The following is a 12745-nucleotide window of genomic DNA, read 5'->3' on the forward strand; positions in this document are numbered from 1 at the left end:
GCTCGGCGCGTACACCGCCACGGTCGGCGGCGCGCAGGCGGCGGCGGTGCGGGAGCCGAGCGCCGAGCGCATCCGGCGGGCGGTCGGCGCGGGCGTCCTCGGGCTGATCCCGTTGCAGGCCGCGCTGACCGCCGCGCGCGGGCATCCGGTGGCGGGGCTGGCGCTCGTCCCCGCCCACCCCCTGGCCCGGCGCCTGGCACGAAAGGTCTCGCCGACATGACGCTGCGGTTCGGCTACGGCACCAACGGATTCTCCGACCATCGGCTCGACGACGCGCTGGCGGTGCTGGCGGGCCTGGGCTACGACGGCGTCGCGCTCACCCTCGACGTGCGGCATCTGGACCCGTTCGCTCCCGACCTGCCGCGCGCGGTCGACCGCGTCGCCGCCCGCCTGGACGAGCTGGGCCTGTCGGTGGTGGTCGAGACGGGCGCGCGGTACCTGCTGGACCCGTGGCGCAAGCACCAGCCGACGCTGCTGTCGGAGGACGGCGCGGACCGCCGCGTCGACCTGCTGCTGCGGGCCGTGCGCGTCGCCGCCGACCTCGGCGCGCAGGCGATGTCGTTCTGGAGCGGCACGGCCCTCGGATCCGACCCGCCGGACGTGCTGTGGGACCGGCTGACGCGGGGCTGCGAGCAGGTGCTGCGCCTGGCCGACGAGCGGGACGTGACGCTGGCGTTCGAGCCGGAGCCCGGCATGTTCGTCGACACCATCGGCGGATACGAGCGGCTCGCCGCCGGGCTCGGCGCCCCGCCGCGCTTCGGGATCATGCTCGACATCGGGCACTGCCGGTGCCTGGAGCCCGAGCCGGTGCCCGACTGCGTCCGCCGGGCCGGGCCGCGGCTGGCGGGCGTGCAGATCGAGGACATGCGGCGGGGCGTGCACGAGCACCTGGAGTTCGGCGCCGGGGAGATCGACTTCCCGCCGGTGATGAAGGCGCTGGACGAGACGGGCTACACGGGGCTGGTCTCGGTGGAGCTCCCCCGCCACGGCCACGACGCCCCCGGGGCCGCCCGCCGCTCGCTGGAGTTCCTCAGGGAGGTCTCATGACGCGGGAGGCCCTGCGCGACGAGCTGACGGCGGCACTGGCACCGGTGCTGGACGCCGACGCGTCCGCCTGGCTCGCCGCCGCCCGCGAGCGCATCGGCGGCGACGCCGACGCCGCCGCCGTGCTGCTCCCCGCCGCCGGCCGCCGCTGCGGCCGCGGGCCCCTGCCCACTCGGACGACGACCCCCGAACCCTGGTCAGTCGACGACGCGGCGCGCGTGGTGATGTTGCTGGAGCTGCCCTGCACCGGCGACGCGCTCGCGGCGCGGCTCGACGACCTGTACCGGCACGGCGACGCGCACGAGCGGCGGGCCGTGCTGCGGTCGCTGGACGCGCTCGGCGCGGAGGTGGGCGAGGCGGCGCTGCCGCTGCTGCACGACGCGCTGCGCACCAACGACACCCGCCTGGTGGCCGCCGCCCTCGGCCCGTACGCGGCCGAGCGGCTGCCCGCCCCGGCATGGCGGCAGGCCGTGCTGAAGTGCGTGTTCATCGGCGTGCCGCTGTCCGTGGTGGCCGGTCTGGACGACCGCGCCGACGCCGAGCTGACCCGGATGATGACCGACTACGCGCGCGAGCGCACCGCCGCAGGCCGCGACGTCCCCGCTGACGTGGCCCGTTTCCTGGAGGTCCGGTGAGAATCTTCGACCCGCACATCCACATGACCTCGCGCACCACCGACGACTACGAGCGGATGTACGAGGCCGGTGTGCGCGCGCTGGTGGAGCCCGCGTTCTGGCTCGGCCAGCCGCGCACCTCGGTCGGCACGTTCGTCGACTACTTCGACGGACTGGTGGGCTGGGAGCCGTTCCGCGCCGCGCAGTTCGGCATACGGCACCACTGCACGATGGCGCTGAACCCCAAGGAGGCCAACGATCCGCGCTGCCGTCCCGTCCTGGACCTGCTCCCCCGCTACCTGGAGAAGGACGGGGTGGTCGCGGTGGGCGAGGTCGGCTACGACTCGATGACCCCGGAGGAGGACGAGGTGTTCGCCCGGCAGCTCGCCCTCGCCGTCGAGCACGACCTGCCCGTGCTGGTGCACACCCCGCACCGCGACAAGGCGGAGGGCACGCGCCGGTCGCTGGACGTGGTGCGCGAGTCGGGGCTGCCCCCGGAACGCGTCGTCATCGACCATCTCAACGAGGTCACCGTGAGGCCGGTGGCCGACGCCGGGTGCTGGATGGGTTTCTCCATCTACCCCGACACCAAGATGGACGAGGACCGCATGGTGGCGATCCTGCGCGAGTACGGCACCGAGCGGATGCTGGTGAACTCCGCGGCCGACTGGGGCCGCAGCGACCCGCTCAAGACGCGGCGCACGGGTGAGGCGATGCTCGCCGCCGGGTTCACCGACGACGACGTGGACCGCGTGCTGTGGCGCAACCCCGTGGAGTTCTACGGGCAGAGCGGACGGCTGGCGCTGGACGAGCCCGCCGAAGCCGGGACGCTGTTCGAGGGCAACTCGGTGCTGCGCGGCACGCCCGCCTGAACCCGCGGAGGACGCACATCATGCGGTTGCGCCATCGCGACGGCACCCTGGTCCATCTCGCCTACTGCGCCAACGTCCATCCGGCCGACGACTTCCCCGGCGTCCTCGACAGGCTGCACCGGTACGCCATACCGGTACGGCGTCGCCTGGGCGTGCCACGGTTGTCGGTGGGGCTGTGGCTGCCCCGCCCCGTGGCCGCGACCCTCGTCGCCGATCCCGGTGCGCTGGACAAGCTGCGCGCCGCCTTGGCCGCAGGCGGCCTGGAGGTGGTGACGCTCAACGGGTTCCCCTACGCGGGTTTCGGCAAGGACGTCGTCAAGACCGATGTGTACCTGCCCGACTGGGGCGACCCCGACCGGCTCGCCTACACGCTCGACCTCGCCACGGTGCTCGCCGCGTTGCTCCCCGACGACGTCGCCCGCGGCAGCGTCTCGACGCTCCCGCTGGGCTGGGCCCCGTGGTGGGACGGCGAACGGCACGACCGGGCGCGCCGCCACCTCGACGCGCTGTCCGCCGGGCTCGCCGACCTGGAGAGGCGTACCGGCCGGACCATACGGGTCGGCCTGGAGCCGGAACCGGGATGCGTGGTGGAGACCACGGCCGACGCCGCCCGCCTCCTCACCGGCGTCGACACCTCGCGGGTGGGCGTCTGCCTGGACACCTGCCACCTGGCGGTCGAGTTCGAGGAACCGGGCGAGGCGCTGGCCCGTCTGGACGCGGCGGGGCTGCCGGTGGTGAAGACACAGGCGTCGGCCGCGCTGCACGCCTCCGATCCGTCGGCCGCGCGGCGGGAGCTCGAAACGTTCGCCGAACCGCGCTACCTGCACCAGACGCGCGCGCACACGGCCGAGGGCGTCCACCGGGTCGACGACCTCCCGGACGCTCTCGCCGGCGGCCTCCCGGCCGACGGGCCGTGGCGCGTCCACTTCCACCTTCCGCTGCACGCCGATCCACCCGCCCCGCTCGCCGGTACCCGCGCCGACCTGCGCGCCGCCCTGGACGTCCTGCTGGGCGGACCGGCGGCGCGCACCGACCACGTCGAGGTGGAGACCTACACCTGGACGGTGCTGCCGGGCGGCCGTCCCGACCTGGCCGACGGCATCGCCGCCGAGCTCGACTGGACGCGCGCCGAACTGGTCCGGCTCGGCCTCATCGAGGAGGACGCATGACCACGCCGCTCGTGGTGCTCGACGTCGTGGGGCTGACCCCGCGGCTGCTGCCGCACATGCCCAACCTGTCCAAGCTCGCCGCCGACGGCTTCCAGGCCGAGCTGGGCACCGTGCTGCCCGCCGTGACGTGCTCGGTGCAGTCGACCTTCCTCACCGGGGAGATGCCCAGCGGACACGGGGTGGTCGCCAACGGCTGGTACTTCCGCGACCTGGGCGAGGTGTTCCTGTGGCGGCAGCACAACGCGCTCGTCGGCGGGGAGAAGGTGTGGCACGCCCTACGCGAACGCCACCCCGGCTACACCGTCGCCAACGTGTGCTGGTGGTACGCCATGGGCGCCGACGTCGACTGGACCGTCACGCCCCGTCCCATCTACTACGCCGACGGACGCAAGGAACCCGACTGCTACACCCACCCGCCGTCGCTGCACGACCGTCTCACCTCGCGCCTGGGCGACTTCCCGTTGTTCACCTACTGGGGGCCGCGTGCCGGGCTGCCGTCGTCGCAATGGATCTGCCGGGCCGCCCGGATGCTGCTGGAGGAGGAACGCCCCGACCTGACCCTGGTCTACCTGCCGCACCTGGACTACGACCTGCAACGGTACGGGCCGGACGACCCGCGCGCCGCACGGGCCGCGGCCGCCCTGGACGAACTGCTGGGCCCGTTGCTGGCCGCCGCGCGCGCTCGGGGCGCGACGACGGTGGCGTTGTCGGAGTACGGCATCACGTCCGTGTCGCGTCCGGTGGAGATCAATCGTGCGCTGCGCCGGGCCGGGCTGCTGAACGTCCACACCCAGGACGGCATGGAGTACCTGGACCCGTGGACGTCCCGCGCGTTCGCCGTGGCCGACCACCAGATCGCGCACGTGTACGTCCGCGACCCGTCCGACACGTCCCGCGTCCGGGCGCTGCTCGACGACCTGGACGGTGTGGAGCGGGTGCTCGACGAGGCGGGCAAGGCCGAGGCGGGGCTGGACCACGAACGCTCCGGGGAACTGGTCGCGATCGCCGAGCCCGACGCGTGGTTCGCCTACTACTACTGGCTGGACGACGCCCGCGCCCCCGACTTCGCCAAGCTCGTCGAGATCCACCGCAAGCCCGGCTACGACCCCGCCGAACTGTTCATGGACCCCGACGACCGCACGGTGCGGCTGCGCGCCGGGCTCGCCCTGGCCCGCAAGAAGCTCGGCATGCGCTACCTGATGAACGTCGTCCCGCTGCACGGGAACCTGGTGCGCGGCAGCCACGGGCGGCTGCCCGCCGATCCCGCGGACGGCCCCGTGCTGATCTGCTCCGATCCGTCGGCGGCCCGGGAGCGGTATCACGCCACCGAAGTCAAGCAGCTCCTGATCGACCTGAGCACCTGAACCGATGCGGCGTTCCTACTAGTCTGTCGGAGTGTCCCCTCCTTCGCCCGTCTCGTCCTCTGATGCCCGACTGGGCTGGCTGGACGCGCTGCGGGGCTGGGCGGCGATGCTGGTGGCGCTGCACCACGCCAGTTACGTCTTCGTGCCGGACCTGCAGGCGTCGCTGGCAGGCCGGTGGGACCCCGGCCACTACGGCGTGCTGGTGTTCTTCCTCGTCAGCGGGTACATCGTGCCCGCCTCGCTGGAGCGGCACGGCAGCGTGCGCGCGTTCTGGACCGGCCGGGCCTTCCGCCTGTACCCGCTGCTGGCCGTGGCGTGCCTGCTGGGGGTGCTGCCGTTCCTGCTGAACGTGCGGGGGCTGCGGGCGGGGCTGGAGGAGTTCGACCCGGTGACGGCGATCCTGGCGCACGCGACGATGCTGCAGGACCTGCTGGCCGTGCCCAACGCGATCAACGTGCTGTGGACGCTGTCGTACGAGATGGCCTTCTACCTGCTGATCGTCGCCCTGTGGGTGGTGGGCGGGCAGCGCCGGTCCGCGCCGGTCGCCGTGGGCTTGGCGTTGCTCGCGCTGCCGGCGGGCGCGCTGCTGCCGACGGCGCTGCTGTCGCGCACGGCGGGCACCGGCCCCGTGGTCGTCGTGGCCGCGACCGTTCTGGTGGTCGCGGTGGCGGCGGCGATGTCGGAGCATCGCGGCCTGCGCACGGCGGGCGGCCTGCTGGGCGGGCTGCTGGCCGTCACGCTGGTCGCGGCCAACGGGCGCGTCGAGCCGTGGGAGGGGGCGGTGATGCTGGCGGTCATGTTCGCCGGCACCGCCGTCTACCGGGCCGAGCACGGCCAGGTGCCGCGCCGGGCGACCGCGCTGGCGCTGGGCGCCGTCCTCGCGGCGTCGCTGGCCGCCGTGGCGTGGAACCCCCGCCTGGGCACGACGGGCGCCCAGGCATGGCAGGCCCAGTGGGTCTGGGGCAGTTCGCTGCTGCTGGCGGCCGCCACGTTCGGCGCGGCGTGGCTGCTGCGGCGGCGCCGGTTCCCGCGTTGGGCGACCGGGCTGGGCACCGCCAGCTTCTCGGTGTACCTGCTGCATCCGATCCTGCTGATGGTGTCGGCCCAGTTCCTGGGCAGGGGCGGCCGCCAGGACACGCCGGGCCTGGTCGTCTTCGTCGTGGTGCTGGTGGCGGTGAGCTGGGCGTCGCATCGCTGGATCGAGGCGCCCGCCCAGCGGGCGGGGCGGCGCCTGAGCGGCCGCGCCGTGCGAGCCCGCGCCGCGGGCGGCGCGGGCGTCGTCGCGGTTCCGGCCCCGCCGCGGTGAGCCGCAGGCGGGACACCGGGCGGGCTCCCGCCTACCCGGCGGACTCCCGCGGGGCGGGCTCGTGGGGTGCGGCGACGCGGAAGACGCGCAACTGGAGGGCGAGCGTGGCGTAGTAGCCGACGAGTGTGGTCAGCTCGAACACGCCGTCGTCGCCGAGGACGTCGCGGGCCCGCGTGAACTCCTCGTCGGCCAGGTCGCCGCGGCCGGCGAGCGCGCGGGCGGTGTCGGCGACGAGCCGTTCGCGTTCGTCGGTGAACGCGTCGTGGTCGCCGTCGCGCAGGGCGCGCAACTCGTCGTCGGTGAGCCCGGCGGCGCGCCCGACCGCCTCGTGGGCGTGGCGCTCGAAGGCGCTGTCCCAGACGGCGGCGACGGCGAGGATCGCGATCTCCCGGTGGCGGTCCGGCAACACCCCCCGGTAGCGGATGGCCGCGCCGAGTGCCTGCAGGGCGTGTCCCAGGGCGGGACTCAGCAGCATCGCGTTGAACGGGCCCTCCAGGCCGCCCGCGTCGTCCGTCAGCGCGAACAGCCTCGGCCCCTTGCCGCGCGGGCCGGACACGATCTCGTCGTAGAGGGCGCGCTGGTCGGCGTCCAGCTCGTCGGGCCGCAGCCTGCGCAACCGGGACGGCGTCTCCTCGCCGGGCATTCGCGAAACCTCGCTCTCGCATGCTGACCTGCGGTCTTCCGCAGGATCTGGTGGCAGCTTAGGCTGCACCCGCCGGATGGCGGGAAGAGCCCGCCTGCTGGCGGTCGAAGTCCGCGGTCCGGAGGCGGACCATGGGGGCACCCCCCGAGACGAGGAGGCTCAGATGACCGCTACACAGGAGCCCGCGCCGGCGCAGGTGGGCCCGCCCCCGCCGTTCGACCCGGAACTGAGCGCGGCGCTCGACATGGTGCGCGAGCAACTGCCCCGCCTGTCGACGCTCGAGTCCATCCCCGAGGTGCGGCAGGGGCGCGTCGGCACGGTCCCCCCGGTCACCGACGACGACCTGCGGCTGGACGGCGCGTTCGAGGTGGAGGAGCGTGCCGTGCCCGGGCCGCCCGGCGCCCCGGACGTCTCCCTGCTGATCTGCCGTCCGGTGGGAGTGGAGGCGCCGTACCCGGCGATCTACCACATCCACGGCGGCGGCATGATCCTGGGCGACAACCGGACGGGCCTGCCGGACATGCTCCTGCCGTGGGCCAGGGAGCTGGGCACGGCGGTGGTCTCGGTGGAGTACCGGCTGGCGCCCGAGCATCCGCACCCCGCGCCCGTGGAGGACTGCTACGCGGGACTGGTGTGGACGCACGAGCACGCCGCCGAGCTGGGCGTCGACCCCGAGCGGATCATCGTCGCCGGGGCCAGCGCGGGCGGCGGCCTGTCGGCGGGGGTGGCGCTGATGGCGCGCGACCGCGGCGGCCCGCCGCTGCTGGCGCAGATGCTGCTGTGCCCGATGCTGGACGACCGCAACGACAGCCCGTCGGTGCTGCAGATGGAGGGGCTGGACATCTGGGACCGCACCGCCAACCACGTGGGCTGGACGGCGCTGCTCGGCGACGCCCGCGGCGGCCCGGACGTGTCCCCGTACGCCGCTCCGGCGCGGGCCGTGGATCTGTCGGGGCTGCCGCCCGCGTTCATCGACGTCGGCTCGGCCGAGTCGTTCCGCGACGAGGACGTGGCCTACGCGGTGCGGCTGTGGCAGGCGGGCGGACGGGCCGAGCTGCACGTGTGGCCGGGCGGCTACCACGCCTTCGACGGCTTCGCACCGCAGGCCCCGGTCTCGCGGGAGGCCCGCGACGCCCGGCTGCGCTGGCTGCGCCGCGTCCTGAACGGCTGAACGCGACGCCGCGCCCGCACGGGGTGTGAGGGCGTCCCGCACGGTGTCATGATGGCGGCGTGAGGGAGCTGGCGGGCAGGCTCGCGGCGCTGGATCCGGACGCGGGCGCGGCGGTGCGGGTGATCGCCTACTTCGACCGGCTGACGCAGGCCCGCGCGGGCCTGGAGGCGATCGTCCGGGGCGCCGCGGTGCTGGCCGGATGCCCGGCGCGGCTGGTCGATCCGCGGCGGCGGGTGCGCGTGCGGGTCACCGAGACGGGGCACCGCGACGACGCCGGGACGCCGCCGGACCCCGCCTGGCCCCGCGCCGCCGTCGAGCCGGACGGCGACGCGGCGCTGTGGCTGGAGCGTCCCGGACCGGCCGGAACGGTCGAGGCGATCGTGCTGGAACGGGCCGCGACGGCCGCGCGCGACGTGCTGGACCGCACCCGCGGCCGCGCGCCCGTGCACGACCCGGCGCTGGTCGAGCTGCTGTGCGACGCGTCCGCGCCGGAGGCCGCGCGGCTGCAGGCCGCCCACCGGCTGGGGCTGCCGGCCGCCGGCGCGGTCCGCGCGGTGGCCGTCGAGGACGGGCAGCCGAGGATCGCCACCGGTTCGGCTCCCCCGGTGACCGACGGGCGGCGCGCGGGAGTGGGCCCCGCCGTCGCGCTCCGCGACCTGCCGTCGTCGTGGCGGGCGGCGCGCACCGCGCTGCGCCTGACCGCGAGCGGCACCGACGAGGACCCGGGTCCGCGCGTCGTGCACGCCGACGAGATCGGGGGCCTGGCCGTCCTCGCCGAGTCGGTCGGCCCCGGCACACCCCCGTCGCCGGACGTGGAGGCGCTGCACCGCGCCGCGTCCGCGGCGCCCTGGATGCTCGCCACGCTCGACGCCGTGGCCACCGCCGCCAGCCTGCGCGCCGCCGCGGCCTCCCTCACGCTGCACCACTCGACGCTGCAGGAGCGGCTCGCGCACGCCGAGCGGCTGCTGGGCTGGAACGTCCGCGGCCCCCACGGCAAGCTGCGTCTGCAACTGGCGCTGGTCCTGCGCCGCCTGCACCGCGCCCCCGGCCCCTGACCACGCCAGCGGTGACGCGCGGCGGGCGGCGCGTGGAGTCAGCGGCGGACGAACAGGCCGATGCCGTTGGCGACGGGACGTTCGGAGCCGTCGGACGGCGCGTTGCGCACGGTCGCGGCCCTGCCGCGCGGGCCGCGGACGACCAGGGTGGACGAGCCGCCGCCGTCGAGGTTGACCGCGTCGTCGGCGCCCGCCTGCCACATCAGCCGCGCCAGCTCGGCGAGGGTGACGCCGCCGCTGTGCTCCGACCGGCCGTCGACGACCATCAGGTACATGCGGCGGCCGTCGCGGCTGATGCCCGCGGCCGTCCTCGGAGCCGGGTCCACGGCCGCCAGCCCGGCGGGCGGCCGGGCGTCGCGCAGGATGCGGAAGCCGCCGATGGCGAAGCGGAAGCGGTGCCGTCCGGCCAGGCGGTAGCGCACCCGTACGCGGTCGCCGCGGCGCAGCCCGCGCAGCGCGGCGGCGGCCTGCTCCCGTCCCACCAGCACGACCGTCCCCTTGGGGATGGCGCCCCGGCCGACCGTGCCGCGGACCTTGGTGACCACTCCCCGGCGCACCGTCACCTCGGCCACGTCGGTGCTGCACGGCGCGTTGCGCAGCATGTCGGTGCCGCAGACCGCGCGTCGCCGTGAGGCTTTGCCCCACTGGCTGGTGAACACCCCCGCTCCGCCCACCGGCAGCGCGTACTGGTTGAGCCCGCGCACGGCGATGGTGGTGCGGCCGGAGCGGATCGTGCCCTTCAGGCGCAGCCTCGACACGTGCCCCACGCGCTTGCGGTCCACGCCGATGACGTCCTCGACGGAACTGGTCGGCGGCAGCGGCGGCCCGAACCGCTGCCCGAACGGCACGGCGCCCTTGCGGGGACGCCCGCTGTCCACCTCGGCGCCCGACGCCGCCCCGGTCGCCTCGACGCCCGCACGCGTCTCGCCGATGTTGAAGAAGTCGCCGTTGACCCCGGCCACGGCGCGCTGCGCCCTCGCCATCACCGACACTTTCCTGCGGGCGGCGACCACGGGCGGGCGCAGCAGCCCCACGCCGACGCGCCGGTCGGCCAGGTCGGCCTCCAGGAGGTGGCCGGCGACAGGACCGGCGACGCCCCGGGTGTGGAATCTCCTGGCGGTGATCCCCGGCGACACCCGCCTGGAGGAGGTGTAGCGCAGGCCGAGGGGCACGGCCGCCCGGGACGCGGGCATCGCCGCCTTCACGTCGGGCCGTTCCCCGGACCCCGCGCCATCGGCGTCCGGCGGTTGCCCCCTCCGGGCGTCCCCCGGGCCGGAGGCCCTCGCGTTCGCCGGTCCCGACTCCGGTCCCGGTCCGAGAACACAGACCGCCATCACCGCGCCCGCCGTCACGAGCACCGCCGCAAACCTACTGATCACCGGACAAGCCTTTCCCCCCGCGACCACCCGGCCGACCTGGTGATCTTCCTACAGCGGCGGCCCCGGATCCCGTATCCGCGCGCCCGGCGTGGCGTCGTCCGGCACGGGTCATCCGCCGTTCATCCGGTGCCCCGGTCACGGCCATGCGGCGGGCCGAGACTGTGACGCTCATGAACAACAGAAAACGGGGGCTGCGCCGCGCGTTCGCGGCCGCGGCCGCGGCGGTCCTGGCTGCCGCCGGATGCACCGTCCTCGGGGACGACCCGCCGGAGCGCGGCGAGCTGCGCGTGCTGGCGGGCAGCGTCATCAACTACGAGTCGGTGCTGCTGTCGCTGAACGCCTCGGGGCGGCTGCCCGAGCCGCTGACGATCGTGTATCCGCGCGACGGCGTGGTCACCGCCGACTATCCGCTCACGCAGCTGGCCTCGGCGTCGCAGCGGGCCCGCGACGCCCACCGCCGCCTCGCCGACTACCTGACCGGCCCGGACGGGCAGCGGCGGATCTCCCTGCTCGCGCACCGCCGCGCGGTGCGCGGGGCGCCCGGCCCCTTCCCGGCGGCTCCGCCCGAGCTGCCGTTCCCCGACCGGCTGGAGACGGTGAACGCGCTGGTCGCCGCCTACTACGACGAGTACCGGCGCCCGTCACGCACGATCTACGTGCTGGACGTGTCGCGGTCGATGCAGGGCGAGCGGATCTCCCGGCTGCGCGCCTCGCTGGTGGGGCTGACGGGCGCCGACAACTCGCTGACGAGCGGGTTCCAGCGGTTCCACGCGCGCGAGGAGGTCACGCTGATCCCGTTCAGCGACCGCCCCGAGACGCCGCGGACGGTGACCGTGCCCGAGGACTCCCCCGAGCCCGCGCTCGCGCAGATCCGCTCGTACGCCGAGGGGCTGCGCGTCGGCGGGCAGACCGCCGTGTACGACGGCCTGCTGCGCGCCTACGAGCTGGCGCGGGAGCAGGCCGCCCGCGATCCCGACCGGTTCACCACGATCGTGCTGATGACCGACGGCGAGAACGCCCGGGGTACCGACCTGAACGGCTTCCGGTCCCGGTACGGGCGGCTGCCGGGCGCGGCGCGGGCCGTCCCGGTCTTCCCGATCCTGTTCGGCGAGGCGGCCGCCCACGAGATGGCCGAGGTCGCCGCGCTGACCGGCGGCCGCACGTTCGACGCTCGCACGCAGTCGCTGGAGACCGTGTTCAAGCAGATCCGCGACTACCAGTAGCCGGCCCCGGCCCTCCCGCGGACGCTCCGGACGCGCGCCGGAACATTCGGTAGCGGACGTTCGTTGACCTCACAACTACAACGTCCCGGGGGCCGACATCAGGAGAACGAGCATCCACGAGCCGAACGAGGCGGACCGGGCGCGCGCGGGCGACGACGACGCGGGCGCCGGTGCACCACGGGCCGAGCTGCGCTTCCCCCCTGGTTCTCTGGTGCTGGTCGCAGGGCTGCCTGGCGCGGGCAAGAGCACCCTGCTGGACCGGCTGTACGGGCTGCGGGGGAACGAGACGCAGCCGGTCCCGGCCGGGGACGCGCGGGTGATCGACTCCAGGCAGGCGCGCAACTGGTGGGGACGGTACCTGGGGCCGCTGCCGCCGCGGGCGCGCGTGCCGCTGGTCCACACCACCCACGTCTGGCGCATCGCGCGGGCCGTGGTGGAAGGCCACGACGTGGTGGCGCACACCCGCGGCACCTGGCCGCACCTCCTGCACGGATTCGCCTGGCTGGCCCGGCGGCGCGGCGGCGACGTGCACATGATCCTGCTGGACGTGGACCCGGTGACCGCGCGGGCGGGCCAGTTCCAGCGCGGCCGGGTGCTGACCGAGGCGACCTACCGCCGGCACTGCCGCCGCTGGCATCCGCTGATCGAACGGGCGCGCAGCGGCGCGTACCCCCGCGCAGCCTCCGTCACCGTGCTGGACCGTTCGGCCGCCGACCTGCTCAAGGCCATCCACTTCGAGTAGCCGCGACCCGTCGCGCACGCGGCCGGTGCTTCCGCTGAGCGGAAACGCGCGTCGCGTCCGGGCCGGGCCCGCTGGTGGACTACCGGCACACGGACGGGGCGGACGCGGGGGTGGACGCGGCCCCGAACGCGCTGGATAGGGTCGTCTCAGCGGCCAGGATCGA

General features: G+C 75.1%; 12 protein-coding genes and 1 pseudogene. 11 read left to right on the forward strand and 2 right to left on the reverse strand.

The genetic code is table 11. The features are described from left to right. The 7 genes and pseudogenes from ABD811_RS31775 to ABD811_RS31805 all read left to right on the forward strand — a co-directional run. Window positions 1-220: pseudogene (locus ABD811_RS31775) on the forward strand (SCO3242 family prenyltransferase); the annotation flags it as partial. Then, window positions 217-1047, forward strand: a complete 831-nt coding sequence (locus ABD811_RS31780; RefSeq protein WP_344955161.1) for a sugar phosphate isomerase/epimerase family protein — start codon at window positions 217-219, stop codon at window positions 1045-1047. The pseudogene ABD811_RS31775 and the gene ABD811_RS31780, both read left to right, overlap by 4 nt. Beyond that, window positions 1044-1679 (forward strand): EboA domain-containing protein, encoded by a 636-nt coding sequence (locus tag ABD811_RS31785; protein WP_344955163.1) that lies wholly within the window; start codon window positions 1044-1046, stop codon window positions 1677-1679. The genes ABD811_RS31780 and ABD811_RS31785 overlap by 4 nt, the downstream gene beginning before the upstream one ends. After that, window positions 1676-2530: a TatD family hydrolase gene (locus ABD811_RS31790; RefSeq protein WP_344955165.1), complete on the forward strand. Its 855-nt coding sequence runs from the start codon at window positions 1676-1678 to the stop codon at window positions 2528-2530. Before ABD811_RS31785 ends, ABD811_RS31790 begins: the two co-directional genes overlap by 4 nt. Window positions 2531-2550: 20 nt before the next feature. Continuing rightward, window positions 2551-3699, forward strand: coding sequence for a metabolite traffic protein EboE (eboE, locus tag ABD811_RS31795; RefSeq protein WP_344955167.1), 1149 nt, complete (start codon window positions 2551-2553; stop codon window positions 3697-3699). Further along, window positions 3696-5063 (forward strand): alkaline phosphatase family protein, encoded by a 1368-nt coding sequence (locus tag ABD811_RS31800; protein ID WP_344955169.1) that lies wholly within the window; start codon window positions 3696-3698, stop codon window positions 5061-5063. Before eboE ends, ABD811_RS31800 begins: the two co-directional genes overlap by 4 nt. Before the next feature lie 31 nt (window positions 5064-5094). Continuing rightward, window positions 5095-6369, forward strand: coding sequence for an acyltransferase family protein (locus ABD811_RS31805; protein WP_344955171.1), 1275 nt, complete (start codon window positions 5095-5097; stop codon window positions 6367-6369). A 31-nt stretch (window positions 6370-6400) separates the two neighbouring features. Here the strand turns inward: ABD811_RS31805 and ABD811_RS31810 are convergent, their stop codons facing one another. After that, a complete protein-coding gene (locus tag ABD811_RS31810) occupies window positions 6401-7012 on the reverse strand; it encodes a carboxymuconolactone decarboxylase family protein (protein ID WP_344955173.1) in 612 nt (203 codons plus the stop codon). Between the two features lie 163 nt (window positions 7013-7175). On the opposite strand from ABD811_RS31810, the gene ABD811_RS31815 reads away from it, so the two are divergent. Both ABD811_RS31815 and ABD811_RS31820 read left to right on the forward strand, forming a co-directional pair. Continuing rightward, window positions 7176-8183, forward strand: coding sequence for an alpha/beta hydrolase (locus ABD811_RS31815; protein ID WP_344955175.1), 1008 nt, complete (start codon window positions 7176-7178; stop codon window positions 8181-8183). 59 nt (window positions 8184-8242) lie between these two features. Further along, a complete protein-coding gene (locus tag ABD811_RS31820) occupies window positions 8243-9238 on the forward strand; it encodes a helix-turn-helix domain-containing protein (protein ID WP_344955177.1) in 996 nt (331 codons plus the stop codon). Window positions 9239-9276: 38 nt separating this feature from the next. On the opposite strand, the gene ABD811_RS31825 is transcribed toward ABD811_RS31820, so the two are convergent. Then, a complete protein-coding gene (locus ABD811_RS31825; RefSeq protein ID WP_344955179.1) occupies window positions 9277-10431 on the reverse strand; it encodes a phosphodiester glycosidase family protein in 1155 nt (384 codons plus the stop codon). A gap of 356 nt (window positions 10432-10787) precedes the next feature. Between ABD811_RS31825 and ABD811_RS31830 the strand changes: the two genes are divergently transcribed. Together ABD811_RS31830 and ABD811_RS31835 are read left to right on the forward strand one after the other, a co-directional pair. Next, entirely contained in the window at window positions 10788-11840 is a 1053-nt protein-coding gene (locus ABD811_RS31830; RefSeq protein ID WP_344955181.1) for a VWA domain-containing protein, read from the forward strand. 211 nt (window positions 11841-12051) lie between these two features. Further along, complete coding sequence (locus ABD811_RS31835; RefSeq protein WP_344955183.1) at window positions 12052-12582, forward strand: ATP-binding protein; 531 nt, start codon at window positions 12052-12054, stop codon at window positions 12580-12582. Window positions 12583-12745 lie beyond the last annotated feature (163 nt).

This window comes from Actinomadura miaoliensis (assembly GCF_039536785.1).
GTDB classification, from domain to species: domain Bacteria; phylum Actinomycetota; class Actinomycetes; order Streptosporangiales; family Streptosporangiaceae; genus Spirillospora; species Spirillospora miaoliensis.

Excerpts from the sequence above, each read along its gene's own strand:
- ABD811_RS31780 (WP_344955161.1), top strand. The coding sequence starts at position 217 with ATGACGCTGCGGTTCGGCTACGGCACCAACGGATTCTCCGACCATCGG.
- ABD811_RS31785 (WP_344955163.1), top strand. The coding sequence starts at position 1,044 with ATGACGCGGGAGGCCCTGCGCGACGAGCTGACGGCGGCACTGGCACCG.
- eboE (WP_344955167.1), top strand. The coding sequence starts at position 2,551 with ATGCGGTTGCGCCATCGCGACGGCACCCTGGTCCATCTCGCCTACTGC.
- ABD811_RS31800 (WP_344955169.1), top strand. The coding sequence starts at position 3,696 with ATGACCACGCCGCTCGTGGTGCTCGACGTCGTGGGGCTGACCCCGCGG.
- ABD811_RS31810 (WP_344955173.1), bottom strand. The coding sequence starts at position 7,012 with ATGCCCGGCGAGGAGACGCCGTCCCGGTTGCGCAGGCTGCGGCCCGAC.
- ABD811_RS31815 (WP_344955175.1), top strand. The coding sequence starts at position 7,176 with ATGACCGCTACACAGGAGCCCGCGCCGGCGCAGGTGGGCCCGCCCCCG.
- ABD811_RS31825 (WP_344955179.1), bottom strand. The coding sequence starts at position 10,431 with ATGCCCGCGTCCCGGGCGGCCGTGCCCCTCGGCCTGCGCTACACCTCC.
- ABD811_RS31830 (WP_344955181.1), top strand. The coding sequence starts at position 10,788 with ATGAACAACAGAAAACGGGGGCTGCGCCGCGCGTTCGCGGCCGCGGCC.